This window comes from Actinomadura sp. NPDC049753, from assembly GCF_040674655.1.
GTDB classification, from domain to species: domain Bacteria; phylum Actinomycetota; class Actinomycetes; order Streptosporangiales; family Streptosporangiaceae; genus Spirillospora; species Spirillospora verrucosospora.
Map to the genome: position 1 here is coordinate 1 of NZ_JBFARL010000216.1, position 12,897 is coordinate 12,897.

A 12,897-nucleotide genomic window follows, 5' to 3' on the forward strand; every position below is an offset into this window, starting at 1 on the left:
AGCGTTCGTCCTGAGCCAGGATCAAACTCTCCATCAAGGTCCAACGACCAGCCAGGGCGCGAACCCCGACCAGCCAAACCTCAGGAAACAATCCCAGCATCACCATCCCAACGGGATGGCATTGCCTCAAAGAAATCCCCACCACCCCACAAAGCGGGATGGCACGGGGCGACCCGGCCAAAACTGGCCGAGCCGATAAAGGCACTGGCTTTTAACACGCTGTTGAGTTCTCAAGAAACGGACACCCACCGCGCCGAACCCCGCTCCCGCGGACCCCGGCTCCGGGGCAACCCTTCGATCGTACCCGATCCGTCCTGGTTTAACCAACTTCGGGCGGTTCGGCCTCATTAGTCCCTTTTGGACGCGACGCATCGCACCCATCCGGGTCTGTGGAGGTTTCCCCTCGGGGCCGGCCGCCTGTCGGCGTCCCGCTCCCCCGTGGGGCGTGTAGAACATTAGGTCCCGCCGCCAGGACCGTCAAATCGGCCCGCGCGGGACATGTATCCGCAGCTCATCTCCTGTTTTCAGCCCTCCCACCATGCCCGGTCACGGTGCGCTGTAACCGCACTGTGACGTGTATCTACCGAAGTTTGCCCTCCTCATGACGACCGCCCGCCCGGAAAGGGTCCGGGCGGGCGGTCGGGAGGCGGTTCAGGAGGCGGTCACCTCGACGCCGCCCACGTTGCGCTTGCCGCGCCGCAGCACGAGGAAGCGGCCGTGGAGCAGGTCGGAGGACGCCGGTACCGCCTCCTCCGACTCGACCTTGGCGTTGTTGAGGTAGGCGCCGCCCTGGGCGATGGCACGGCGTGCCTCCGACTTGCTCTTGCACAGGCCGGACGCCGCCAGAAGGTCCACCACAGGCGGCAGCTCTCCTGCGGGCACCTCCGCGCGGGGCACCTCGGAGAGGGCGGCGTGGAGCGTCCGCTCGTCCAGTTCCTCCAGAGAGCCCTGCCCGAACAGGGCACGGGAGGCCGCGATGACCCGGGCGGTCTCGTCCGCGCCGTGCACGAGCGTGGTCATCTCCTCGGCGAGCGCCCGCTGCGGGGCCCGCGCGGCCGGACGGTCGGCACCCTGCTTGACCAGGTCCTCGATCTCCTCGTGGGGACGGAAGCTGAAGAACTTCAGGAACTTCTCCACGTCCCGGTCGTCGGCGTTGATCCAGAACTGGTAGAACGCGTACGGCGACGTCAGCTCGGGGTCGAGCCAGTAGGTCTCGCCGCCCGCGGTCTTGCCGAACTTGGACCCGTCCGCCTTGGTCAGCAGCGGCGTGGTCAGCGCGTGCGCGCTGCCTCCCTCGACCCGGCGGATCAGGTCGACGCCCGCGGTGAGGTTGCCCCACTGGTCGCTTCCGCCGGTCTGCAGCCGGCACCCGTGGCGCCGGTACAGCTCAAGGAAGTCCATGGACTGGAGCAGGACGTAGCTGAACTCGGTGTAGCTCATACCGGTGGAGTCGAGCCGGGCCCGGACGGTCTCGCGGGCCAGCATCCGGTTGACCGGGAAGTGCTTGCCGATGTCGCGCAGGAACTCGATGGCCGACATGGGGCCGGTCCAGTCGAGGTTGCTGACCATCGTCGCGGCGGTCGGCCCCTCGTCGAAGTCGAGGAACGCCGACACCTGGCCGCGGACCCGCTCGACCCAGCCGGCGACGGTCTCCTCGGAGTTCAGCACGCGCTCGGCGCTCTTGCCGCTCGGGTCACCGATCAGGCCCGTGGCGCCGCCGACCAGGCCGATCGGCCGGTGCCCGGCCTTCTGGAAGCGGCGCAGCGTGAGGATCTGGATGAGGTTGCCGAGGTGCAGCGAGGGCGCCGTCGGGTCGAAGCCGCAATAGAGGGTGACCGGTCCCGCGGCGAGCATGGCCCGCAGTTCGTCCAGGTCGGTGGACTGCGCGATCAGGCCGCGCCACGCGAGATCATCCAGGATGTCGGTCACGGTCTCCCTCGTCTCCGGCTTGCTTTCGGTGTACGCCCCCAGGCTGCACTGGCGGGCGGCTGTCACGCCAACGATATTCAACGTCCGCCGTGGCGGGGCGGCTACCGGCCGACCCGGCGGTCGCGGCGGATCAGCCCTCGGCGGTGATCTTCCTGCGCTGCCTCGGGACGTGGGGCCGGTAGGGCGACACGGTGGGGTCGCCGTCGATCCAGAACCGCCACGGGACCTCCTTGGCGCCGTTGACGCCGGTCCGGGGACCGTTGCGGATCAGTGCGGGGTCGGCGGGCTCGCCCCTGAGCACCGCCATCGATCCTCCCGGCGCGCACACGTCCAGGCCGTTCTGCTCGCGGGCGACGCCGAGGGCCTGGCAGAGCCGGGCCGGGCCGCGGGCCAGGTCGCGGACGGTCGAGCGCGGACGGCGCGCCCGTGCGACGTCCTCCCCCGCGATGATCTCACCGGCGCGGAGCAGCACCGCCATGGACGTCCCGTCCGGGCCGCACACGAGGTTCATGCAGAAGTGCATGCCGTAGGTGAAGTAGACGTAGACGTGCCCGGGCGGCCCGAACATGACCTCGTTGCGCCGGGTCCGGCCCCGGTAGGCGTGCGAGGCCGGGTCCAGCGGGCCCGCGTAGGCCTCCACCTCGGTGAGCCGGGCCGCCACCTCCCCCTCCGGGGTGCGGTGGCTGATGACGTGCCCGAGCAGCGCGGGCGCGACCTCCTCCACCGGGCCGTCGAAGAACTCGCGGGGCAGCAGCGCTCCGTCCATCGCCTCACCGTGGTCTAGGGAACCTTCGCCGGTCGACCAGCCTAGGGGGCGGTCCGCACCGCGGCGGCCGCCCCCGTCCCGCCGGGTCAGGAGTCAGAGCCGGCGGCCCACGCGGCGTGGCCGTTGACGAGCGTGCGCAGCGCGGCGATCTGCTCGCGGACGCGGTCGGGCGCCGTCCCCCCATAGGCCTTGCGGGACGCGAGGGCGCCCTGGACGTTCAGCACCTCGCGGACGTCCGGCGTCAGGTGCGGCGACACCTTGCCGAGCTCCTCGTCGGTGAGGTCGTCGAAGTCCTTGTCGTTGACCTGGCACCAGACGACGAGGTGCCCGACGACCTCGTGGGCGTCGCGGAACGCCACGCCGCGGCGGACGAGCAGCTCGGCGAGGTCGGTGGCGAGGGCGAAGCCGTCCGGGGCGAGGGCCTCCAGCCGCTCGGTGTTGACCCGCATGGTCGCGATGAGCCCGGACATGGCGGGCAGCACGAGCAGCAGCGTCTCGACGGAGTCGAACGCGCCCTCCTTGTCCTCCTGGAGGTCGCGGTTGTAGGTGAGCGGGAGGCCCTTGAGGGTCGTGAGCAGGCCGACGAGGTGCCCGATGAGGCGGCCGGCCTTGCCGCGCGCCAGCTCGGCGACGTCGGGGTTCTTCTTCTGCGGCATGATCGACGACCCGGTGGCGTAGGTGTCGTCCATCTCGATCCAGCGGAACTCCTGGGAGGCCCAGAGGCACACCTCCTCGCCGAGGCGGGACAGGTGCACGCCGATCAGGGCGGCCGCGAAGAGGAACTCGGCGACGAAGTCGCGGTCGGCGACGGCGTCCATGGAGTTGGGCGCGGCGGCGTCGAAGCCGAGCTCGGCGGCGGTGGCCTGCGGGTCCAGCGGCAGGGAGGAGCCGGCGAGGGCGCCGGAGCCGAGCGGGGAGACGGCGGCGCGGCGGTCCCAGTCGCGCAGCCGGTCGATGTCGCGGGTGAGCGGCTGGACGTGCGCGAGGAGCTGGTGGGAGAAAAGCACGGGCTGGGCGTGCTGGAGGTGCGTCATGCCGGGCGCGGCGACGCCGAGGTTGTGCTCGGCCTGCGCGATCAGCGCGGTCTCCAGCTCCACCAGCCGCGACACGATCTGGCGGACGTGGTCGCGCAGGTACAGGCGCAGGTCGGTGGCGACCTGGTCGTTGCGGCTGCGGCCGGCGCGCAGCTTGCCGCCGAGGGCGCCGAGGCGCTCCAGCAGGCCCCGCTCCAGGGCGGTGTGGACGTCCTCGTCGGCGACCGTGGGGCGGAACTCGCCGCTGCGGCACGCCTCCTCAAGGTCGTCCAGGGCACCGATCATGCGCTCCAGCTCGTCGTCGGTGAGCAGGCCCGCCCGGTTGAGGACGCGGGCGTGCGCGCGCGATCCCATCAGGTCGTACGGGGCGAGCCGCCAGTCGAACTGGACGCTCACCGAGAGCCTCGCGAGCGCGTCCGACGGGCCGCCTTCGAACCGGCCGCCCCACAGCCGCGTCGGTGCCTTGGTCACGGAGAATCCTCTACTTCCCACCACTGGTCGTTCGGTCAACTGCCATCTCACCATGCCGCCTCTGCCGGGCACGGCACGGATGCCCCCGCGCGGGTCGCCGGGTGCCGGCGTCCGCCACAGCGTACGGCGAATCCGCCGGGTCCCGCGGATCAGGACGGGTCGGGGTCGGGGCCGCCCGGCGGCCCCTGGGGTCGTCGCTCGCGCGTGCCGGTCAGCCGCAGCAGCGCCTGGGCGAGGTCCTCCCCGCCGTGCGGGTCGCGGGCGATCACGAGGATCGAGTCGTCGCCCGCGACGGTGCCGAGGACGGACGGCCATTCGGCGTGGTCGATCGCCGAGGCGAGGTACTGGGCCGCGCCCGGCGGGGTCCGCACCATGACGAGGTTCGCAGACGCCTCGGCCGACACGAGCAGTTCGGCGGCGAGCCGGGACAGCCGGCCGGTGAAGGTCTCGGCGGCGCCGGTGCGGGCGCGGCGGATCCGCTCGCCGCCCTCGCCGGGCACGGCGTAGATCAGGCTGCCGTCGTCGGCGCGGAGCTTCACCGCGCCGATCTCGACCAGGTCGCGGGAGAGCGTGGCCTGGGTGACCTCCACGCCCTCGTCGCCGAGGAGCTTGGCGAGCTCGCCCTGCGAGTGCACGGGGTGCCGGGTCAGCAGGTCGATCACCCGGGCGTGCCGCGCGGCCTTGGTCATGGGGGTGGTCACCGGGCGCGCTCCAGGAGCCACACGAGCAGCGCCTTCTGGGCGTGCAGCCGGTTCTCGGCCTCGTCCCACACCCGGCTGCGCGGGCCGTCGAGGACGGAGGCGGCGATCTCCTTGCCGCGGTAGGCGGGCAGGCAGTGCAGGACGACCGCCTCGGGATCGGCGAGGGCCAGCAGGTCCTCGGTCACCGAGTACGGCTCGTACAGCGAGGTGTCCTTGCCGTCCTGGCCCATCGACACCCACGTGTCGGTGGCGAGGACGTCGGCGCCGGAGGCGGCTCCGGCGGCGTCGGCGGTGACCGTCACGGACCCGCCGGTCGCGGCCGCGATCTCCTTCGCGCGCCCGACGACCGCGGGGTCGGGCGGCTGGGAGGCGGGGGCGCCGATCCGGACGTGCATCCCGGCGGTGGCGCAGCCGAGCAGGTAGGAGTGCGCCATGTTGTTGGCGCCGTCGCCGAAGTAGGCGAGGGTGACGCCGGCGAGGCCGCCCTTCTCCTCCCGGACGGTCTGCAGGTCGGCGAGGATCTGGCAGGGGTGGAACTCGTCGGTGAGCGCGTTGACGACCGGGACCGCGGTGCCGGCGGCCATCTCCTCGATGCGCTCCTGCCCGCCGGTCCGCCACACGATGGCGCTGACCTGGCGTTCGAGCACGCGAGCGGTGTCGGCGATGGTCTCGCCGCGGCCGAGCTGGCTCGTGCCCGCGTCCATCACCAGGGGGTTGCCGCCGAGTTCGGCGATGCCGGCGGCGAACGACAGCCGGGTCCGGGTGGACGGCTTGTCGAACAGCACGGCCACCGAGCGGGGGCCCTCCAGCGGCCGGTGGCCGAAGCGGTCCTTCTTCACCTGCGCGGCGAGGTCGAGGACCTCGGCCTGCTCGCCGGGGCTGAGGTCGTCGTCCCGCAGAAAGTGCCTGGTCACGATCAGTTCTCCTGCTCGGGGGAGGCGGCGTCGAGGATACCGGGGAACGCTTCGGCGAACGAGCCCGCCTGCTCGGCGGTCAGGATCAGCGGCGGGGCGATGCGCACCGCGTCCGACTGGACCGCGTTGACGAGGAAGCCGGCGTCGCGTGCGGCGGCCTCCACGGCGGCCGCGTGGGGCCCGGTCAGCACGGCGGCCCGCCACAGGCCTCGGCCCCGCACGCCCGCGAACAGCGGATGGTCGACGGCGTCGAGCCCGGCGGCCAGGGTCTCCCCCACGGAGGCGGCGTTGGCGAGCAGGCCGTCCTTCTCGATGGTGGTGAGGACGGCGAGGGCGGCGGCCGCGGCGACCGGGTTCCCGCCGAACGTGCTGCCGTGGTCTCCCTTGGCGAACAGGTCGCCGTGGGGGCCGAAGGCGACGCACGCCCCGATCGGCAGGCCGCCGCCGAGGCCCTTGGCGAGGGTGAGGACGTCGGGCCTGGCGTTCTCGTGCTCGAACGCGAACCAGGTGCCGGTGCGGCCGACCGCGGACTGGATCTCGTCGGCGACGAACAGCGCGCCCGCCGCGTCGCAGATCCGGCGGACGGCGGCGAAGTACCCGTCCGGCGGCGGGACGACCCCGGCCTCGCCCTGCGTGGGCTCCAGGAACACCGCCGCGCAGTCCTCGTCCACCGCGGCGTCGAGCGCGCCCGCGTCCCCGTACGGGACGAACCGGACGTCGATCGCGAAGGGCCCGAACGGCTCCCGGATCGCGGCCTTGCCGGTCAGGCTCAGGGCGCCGAGCGTCCTGCCGTGGAAGCCGTTCTCGGCCGCGACGATGTACGGGCGCCCGTTCGCCTTCCCGTACTTGAGGGCGAGCTTGAGCGCGCACTCGTTCGCCTCGGTGCCGCTGTTGGCGAGGAAGACCTTCCCGTCGCCGCCCAGCAGCTCCCGCAGCCGCTCGGCGAGCAGCACCTCCGGCTCGTTCAGGAACAGGTTGGACGTGTGCGCGAGGGCCGCGGCCTGGGACGACACCGCCTCGACGAGCGCGGGGTGGGCGTGCCCGAGGGAGCTGACCGCGATCCCCGCGATGAGGTCGAGGTACTCGCGGCCGCCGGTGTCCCACACCCGGCAGCCCTCGCCGCGCGCGAGCGCCACGGGCGGGACGCCGTAGTTCGGCATGAACGCCGCCTCGAACCGCTCTCTCAGATCGCTCACGGGGTCGCCTCCGCCCCGGCGGCGCCCGGGAGACTGGGCAGCACCATCGTTCCGATCCCTTCGTCGGTGAAGATCTCCAGCAGCAGCGAGTGCAGGACCCGGCCGTCCAGGACGTGGGCCTGCGGGACGCCGCCGCGCACGGCCGCCAGGCAGGCCTCCATCTTGGGCACCATCCCCGCCGACAGGTCCGGCAGCAGGACGGCCAGCTCGTCGGCGGTGAGCCGGTCGATGACGTCGTCGCTGTCCGGCCAGTCCGCGTACAGGCCCTCGACGTCGGTGAGGACGACGAGCTTCGCCGCGTCCAGCGCCACGGCCAGCGCGGCGGCGGCGGTGTCGGCGTTGACGTTGTAGACCTCGCCGTCGTCGCCGCGCGCGACGCTGGAGATGACCGGGATGCGGCCGTCGTCCAGCAGCGCGCGCACGGCCCCGACCTGCACCTCGACGATCTCGCCGACCTGGCCGATGTCGACGGGCGCGCCGTCCACGACCGCGTGCTTGCGCTCGGCGGTGAACAGGTTCGCGTCCTCGCCGGACATGCCGAGCGCGAACGGGCCGTGCCGGTTGATCAGGCCGACGACGTCGCGCTGGACCTGCCCGGTCAGCACCATCCGGACGACCTCCATGGCCTCCGGGGTGGTGACCCGGAGGCCGGCGGTGAAGGTCGAGTCGATGCCGTTGCGGGCCAGCGCCGCGTTGATCTGCGGGCCGCCGCCGTGCACGACGACCGGCTTCAGCCCGGCGTAGCGCAGGAACACCACGTCCTCGGCGAAGGAGTGCCGCAGCCGCTCGTCGGTCATCGCGTGACCGCCGTACTTGATCACGACGGTCTTGCCGTGGAAGCGCTCCAGCCACGGCAGCGCCTTGATCAGGGTCTCGGCCTTGTCCATCACGCCCAGCCGGTTCTTGCGCATCTGCGCGCCCGGGGTGACGGCGCTCATGTGGAGTACGCCGAGTTCTCGTGGACGTACTCGGCCGTGAGGTCGGTCGTCCAGACGGTGGCGCTGTGCGGCCCGGCGGACAGGTCGACGGTGATCGTCACGTCGCGGGGACGCAGGTCGACCTTGTCGCGGTCGTCGCCGAACGAGCCGTTCCGGCACACCCACACGCCGTTGATGGCGACGTTGAGGTGGTCGGGCTCGAACACCGCGTCGGTGGTGCCGACGGCCGACAGCACCCGCCCCCAGTTGGGGTCCTCGCCGTGGATGGCGCACTTGAGCAGGTTGTTGCGGGCGACGGAGCGGCCGACCGTGACCGCGTCGTCCTCGGAGGCGGCGCCGACGACCTCGATCGCGATGGCCTTGGACGCGCCCTCGGCGTCCACGAGGAGCTGCCGGGTGAGGTCGCCGCACACCTCGGTGAGCAGCGCGGTGAACTCCTCCTCGTCCGGGACGACCTCGGCGGCGCCGGAGGCGAGCAGCAGCACGGTGTCGTTGGTGGACATGCACCCGTCGGCGTCCAGCCGGTCGAGGGTGACGCCGGTGGCCGCGCGCAGCGCCCGGTCCAGCGCGTCGGCGGGCAGGTCGGCGTCGGTGGTGACGACGCACAGCATGGTGGCCAGGGACGGGGCGAGCATGCCCGCGCCCTTGGCCATCGCGCCGATCATGTAGCCGCCGGCGCCCTGGCGGAAGGAGATCTTGGCGACGGTGTCGGTGGTGCGGATGGCGTCGGCGGCGGCGAGCCCGCCGTCCCCGCGCGACAGCTCGGCGGCGGCCTTGTCGACGCCGGTCAGCAGCAGGTCCATCGGCAGCCGCTCGCCGATCAGCCCGGTGGAGCAGACGGCGATCTCGCCCGCCGAGTCGTCCAGCACCGCGGCGGCCTTCTCGGCGGTGGCGTGGGTGTCCTGGAAGCCGGCGGCGCCGGTGCAGGCGTTGGCGCCGCCCGCGTTCAGCACGACGGCGCGGACGCGGGCGCCCTTGAGGACCTGCTCGGACCACAGCACGGGCGCGGCCCGCACGCGGTTGCGGGTGAAGACGCCGGCGGCCGCGCGGGACGGCCCGTCGTTGACGACGAGGGCCAGGTCGCGGTTGCCGCTGTCCTTCAGCCCGGCGACGACGCCGGCGGCGCGGAAACCCCGGGGGGCGGTGACGCTCAAGGGGACACTCCGATCGTGGTCAGCCCGAGTTCTTCCGGGAGGCCGAGGGCGAGGTTGGCGCTCTGCACCGCGCCGCCCGCGGTGCCCTTGGTGAGGTTGTCGACGGCGGCGACCACGACGACGCGTCCGGCCGCCTCGTCCAGTGCGACCTGCACGAGGACGGTGTTCGCGCCGAGGGTCATGGACGTGGCGGGCCACTGCCCCTCCGGCAGCAGCCCGAGGAACGGCTCGCCCGCGTACGCCTCCTCGTAGGCGGCGCGCAGCGAGGCGGCGGTGACGCCGGGACGCGCCTTCGCCGTGCAGGTGGCGAGGATTCCGCGGCTCATCGGCACGAGCGTGGGGGTGAAGGAGACCGAGACCGGTTCCCCCGCCGCCGCGCTGAGGTTCTGGATCATCTCGGGCGTATGCCTATGCGTGCCGCCGACGGCGTAGGCGGACACCGAGCCCATCACCTCGCTGCCCAGCAGGTGCGGTTTGAGGGCCCGTCCCGCGCCGGAGGTCCCCGACGCCGCCACCACGACGACGTCGGGTTCGGCGAGGCCCGCGGCGAGCGCGGGGAACATCGCGAGCGAGACCGCCGTCGGGTAGCAGCCGGGGACCGCGACGCGCCTCGCGGAGCGCAGCGCGTCCCGGTGGCCGGGCAGTTCGGGCAGGCCGTAGGGCCAGGTGCCCGCGTGCGGGGTGCCGTAGAACCGCTCCCAGTCGCCGGGGTCGGCGAGGCGGTGGTCGGCGCCGCAGTCGATGACCAGGACGTCCTCGCCCAGCTGCTCGGCGAGCGGCCCGGACCGGCCGTGCGGCAGCGCCAGGAACACCACGTCGTGGCCGGACAGCGTGCCGGGGGTCGTCTCCTCCAGGACGCGTCCGGCCAGGGATCGCAGGTGGGGCTGGTGCGCGCCGAGCTCGGCGCCCGCGTTGGAGCCCGCCGTGAGCGCGCCGATCTCGAACTCTGGATGCCCCGCGAGGATGCGCAGCACCTCGCCGCCCGCGTAACCGCTGGCGCCGGCGACCGCCGTCCGGATTCCCATGTCCACTCTGCCCTTCGCTGACGTCAAGCAAGAGTATGCATGAGGCTGGATGCCTATTCAACGACGGGTTACGTCTTTCACATCGCTGAGACGAGCGCCACAGCCAGAAGTACTTAGGCATCTAATGATTTGCCACCTAAACATCAGCGGTCTAACATCGCTCGCATGGAGAACCCCGGCCTCGACGACCTCAAGGCGTTCGGCCCCGTGGAGGAGTGGCCGATCGGGCGGCTCTTCGGCGCCGCATCACGGCTGTCGGGCCCGATCGTGTGGCGCATCATCGAGCGGCACGGCATCAGCCCGGCGGGCTTCTTCCTGCTCCGCCTGCTCATCGTCGAGGACGGCCTGCGCCCCGGAGAGGTCGCCAAGCGCCTGATGGTCACCCCCGCCACGGTCACCTCGGTCGTCGACACGCTGGAGCGCAACGGGCACGTGCGGCGCGAGCGCTCCTACCGGGACCGGCGCGGCGTGATGCTGCTCATCACCGACTCCGGCCGGCGGTTCCTGGCCGAGAAGTCCGGTCCCATCGGCCGCGAGCTCTCCGGCCTCTACGACGTCGTCGGCGAGGACGACGAGGCGGCCGTCCGCCGGTTCCTGCTCAAGCTGATCCACAAATTCGAGAACTACCCCCCCGACGGGGAAGCGAAGGGAGACGGCGCGTGACCAATCCCCCCGAAACCGCCGTTCGCACGGTCGACCTGAGGAAGACCTACCCCGCGTCCGGCCCGCGGCCCGCGGTGCCCGCCGTCCAGGGCATCGACCTGGACGTCCCGCGCGGCGAGTTCTTCGGCCTGCTCGGCCCGAACGGCGCGGGCAAGTCGACCACGATCGGCATGCTCACCACGCTCGTCGCCCCGACCGGCGGCACCGCGAGCGTCTCCGGCCTGGACGTGGTCAGGGACGCCGTCGAGATCAAGCGCCGTATCGGCGTCGTCTCGCAGAACAACACTCTCGACAGCGACCTCACCGTCGCCGAGAACCTGGAGTTCCGCGGCCGGTACTTCGGGCTCGGCGCGCGGGACGCCCGCAAGCGCGCCGCCGAGCTGCTGGAGCTGTTCGGGCTGACCGAGCAGCGCGGCGGCAACCCGTTCGAGATCTCCGGCGGGCAGGCCAAGCGGGTGATGATCTGCCGCGCCCTCATGCACGGCCCCGAGGTGCTGTTCCTGGACGAGCCGACCGCCGGGCTCGACCCGCAGACCCGCACCAACCTCTGGGAGGTGCTGCGGGGGCTCCAGAGGGGCGGGCAGACGATCCTGCTCACGACCCACTACATGGAGGAGGCCGAGGCGCTCTGCGACCGGGTCGCGGTCGTCGACCACGGCAGGATCCTCGCCAGCGGCGCGGTGGACCAGCTGAAGTCCAGCGCCGGGGCCGACACGGTCATCACCGTGGCCTACGACTCCCCCGCCCCCGACGGGGTCAAGGCCCTCGGCGACAGGGAGGGCATCAGCAAGGTCGAGATCAACGACGGCCATGTGCGCGTGTTCGCCGCCGAGCCCGAGGGGATCCTCGGCGAGCTCGTGGAAATCGGCTCCGTGGCCGGCGTCGGAGTCACCGACGCCAGCCAGCTGCGTCCCAGTTTGGAGACCGTTTTCCTCGCCCTCACCGGAAGGGACTACCGCGATTGACCTCCCTGCCGAAGCAACCGGTTTCATCCCTCGCGAGTCGAGTCTTCTGCTCCCCAGACGGCAGCCGACCCGAATGAACGGCGAGGGGCAGAGTGCTGCCCATCGGTCTCACACCGGCTCAACAGACCTCACATCCCGCCAGCCCGGCGGTCGCCCCGGCCGGTTTGGTTCTCACCGACCAGGCGTCACCACAAGTACCACTCCTGCCACGATTCGTGGCCGCGATGGAGGAAAGCAATGAGCATCACCGTTCTGGCGCCGCCTCCCCCGGCGCGGGCCACCGTCCCCCGCACGTTCGCCGCGATGATGGCGCGCGAGGTGCGGGTCATGCGCAAGAACTTCCTGGCGACGTTCCTCCGGGTGCTGGTGCAGCCGGTCATGTTCGTGTTCGTGTTCGCCTACGTGCTGCCGAAGCTCGGCGGCGGGGCCATGGCGGGCGGGCCGGGCGGGCCGACGTTCTCCACGATCCTGCTCCCCGGGCTCGTCGGCTCGTCGATCATCATGCAGGCGATGATGGCGGTGATCTTCCCGCTGATGATGGAGCTGAACTGGCAGAAGTCGATCACTGACCGTGCGCTGGCGCCGGTGCCGGTGCCGCTGCTGGCCGTCCAGAAGATCATCGCGGCGGCGACGCAGGGCCTGATCGGCGGGCTGCTGGTGTTCCCCGCCGTGCTGTTCATCCACGCCGACGGCCAGTCGCCCGAGGTGCACGTGGACAACTGGCCGGTGCTGATCGCGGTGATGGTGGTCGGGGCGCTGATGTCGGCGTCCGGCGGACTGCTGCTCGGCACCCTGATGAACCCGCAGAAGGTCCAGATGCTGTTCGCGATGGTCCTGCTGCCGATGACGATGCTCGGCTGCGTCTACTACCCCTGGTCGGCGCTGGACAACATCCGCTGGCTGCAGATCCTCAGCCTGTTCAACCCGCTGGTGTACGTGAGCGAGGGGCTGCGCAGCGCGCTCACGCCCGAGATCCCGCACATGCCGGTGTGGGCGTTCATGCTCGCCATCGTCGGCGGGACGGTGCTGCTGACGTGGGCGGCGACCCGCACCTTCACCACCGCGTCCCTCCCAACGACGGCGGCATCAGCCTCGGCCAGGCGGCCGTGGCCACCGCCCGCGGCTGACGCGGAGACCGCCC

The 12,897-nt window shown here is 72.1% G+C and carries 12 protein-coding genes; 3 read left to right on the forward strand and 9 right to left on the reverse strand.

Annotated features, from left to right (window positions below; translation table 11 throughout):
- Positions 1-651 precede the first annotated feature (651 nt).
- The 9 genes from tyrS to argC all read right to left on the reverse strand — a co-directional run bounded on the left by tyrS (position 652) and on the right by argC (position 10,128).
- Positions 652-1,929: a tyrosine--tRNA ligase gene (gene tyrS / locus AB0K37_RS34985; RefSeq protein ID WP_363988451.1), complete on the reverse strand. Its 1,278-nt coding sequence runs from the start codon at positions 1,927-1,929 to the stop codon at positions 652-654.
- Positions 1,930-2,059: 130 nt separating this feature from the next.
- Positions 2,060-2,695 carry a DNA-3-methyladenine glycosylase gene (locus AB0K37_RS34990; protein ID WP_363988454.1) on the reverse strand — a complete coding sequence of 212 codons (636 nt, stop codon included), beginning with the start codon at positions 2,693-2,695 and terminating at the stop codon, positions 2,060-2,062.
- A gap of 86 nt (positions 2,696-2,781) precedes the next feature.
- The gene (argH, locus tag AB0K37_RS34995) at positions 2,782-4,200 is read right to left on the reverse strand and encodes an argininosuccinate lyase (protein ID WP_363988457.1); all 1,419 of its coding nucleotides are present in this window, start codon (positions 4,198-4,200) and stop codon (positions 2,782-2,784) included.
- Positions 4,201-4,349: 149 nt separating this feature from the next.
- Positions 4,350-4,889, reverse strand: coding sequence for an arginine repressor (locus AB0K37_RS35000; protein WP_363988476.1), 540 nt, complete (start codon positions 4,887-4,889; stop codon positions 4,350-4,352).
- A gap of 8 nt (positions 4,890-4,897) precedes the next feature.
- Entirely contained in the window at positions 4,898-5,815 is a 918-nt protein-coding gene (argF, locus tag AB0K37_RS35005) for an ornithine carbamoyltransferase (protein ID WP_363988460.1), read from the reverse strand.
- Between the two features lie 2 nt (positions 5,816-5,817).
- A complete protein-coding gene (locus AB0K37_RS35010; RefSeq protein WP_363988463.1) occupies positions 5,818-7,011 on the reverse strand; it encodes an acetylornithine transaminase in 1,194 nt (397 codons plus the stop codon).
- Positions 7,008-7,922, reverse strand: coding sequence for an acetylglutamate kinase (gene argB, locus AB0K37_RS35015; RefSeq protein WP_363988479.1), 915 nt, complete (start codon positions 7,920-7,922; stop codon positions 7,008-7,010). The genes AB0K37_RS35010 and argB overlap by 4 nt, the downstream gene beginning before the upstream one ends.
- A gap of 23 nt (positions 7,923-7,945) precedes the next feature.
- Positions 7,946-9,103, reverse strand: a complete 1,158-nt coding sequence (gene argJ, locus AB0K37_RS35020) for a bifunctional glutamate N-acetyltransferase/amino-acid acetyltransferase ArgJ (RefSeq protein ID WP_363988466.1) — start codon at positions 9,101-9,103, stop codon at positions 7,946-7,948.
- A complete protein-coding gene (argC, locus tag AB0K37_RS35025) occupies positions 9,100-10,128 on the reverse strand; it encodes an N-acetyl-gamma-glutamyl-phosphate reductase (RefSeq protein WP_363988482.1) in 1,029 nt (342 codons plus the stop codon). The genes argJ and argC overlap by 4 nt, the downstream gene beginning before the upstream one ends.
- 165 nt (positions 10,129-10,293) lie before the next feature.
- Here argC and AB0K37_RS35030 point away from each other — a divergent pair, with 165 nt between their 5' ends.
- The 3 genes from AB0K37_RS35030 to AB0K37_RS35040 all read left to right on the forward strand — a co-directional run.
- Complete coding sequence (locus AB0K37_RS35030) at positions 10,294-10,791, forward strand: MarR family winged helix-turn-helix transcriptional regulator (RefSeq protein ID WP_363988469.1); 498 nt, start codon at positions 10,294-10,296, stop codon at positions 10,789-10,791.
- The gene (locus AB0K37_RS35035; RefSeq protein WP_363988471.1) at positions 10,788-11,756 is read left to right on the forward strand and encodes an ABC transporter ATP-binding protein; all 969 of its coding nucleotides are present in this window, start codon (positions 10,788-10,790) and stop codon (positions 11,754-11,756) included. The genes AB0K37_RS35030 and AB0K37_RS35035 overlap by 4 nt, the downstream gene beginning before the upstream one ends.
- Before the next feature lie 237 nt (positions 11,757-11,993).
- A partial coding sequence (locus AB0K37_RS35040; protein WP_363988474.1) for an ABC transporter permease occupies positions 11,994-12,897 on the forward strand: 904 nt, incomplete at its 3' end.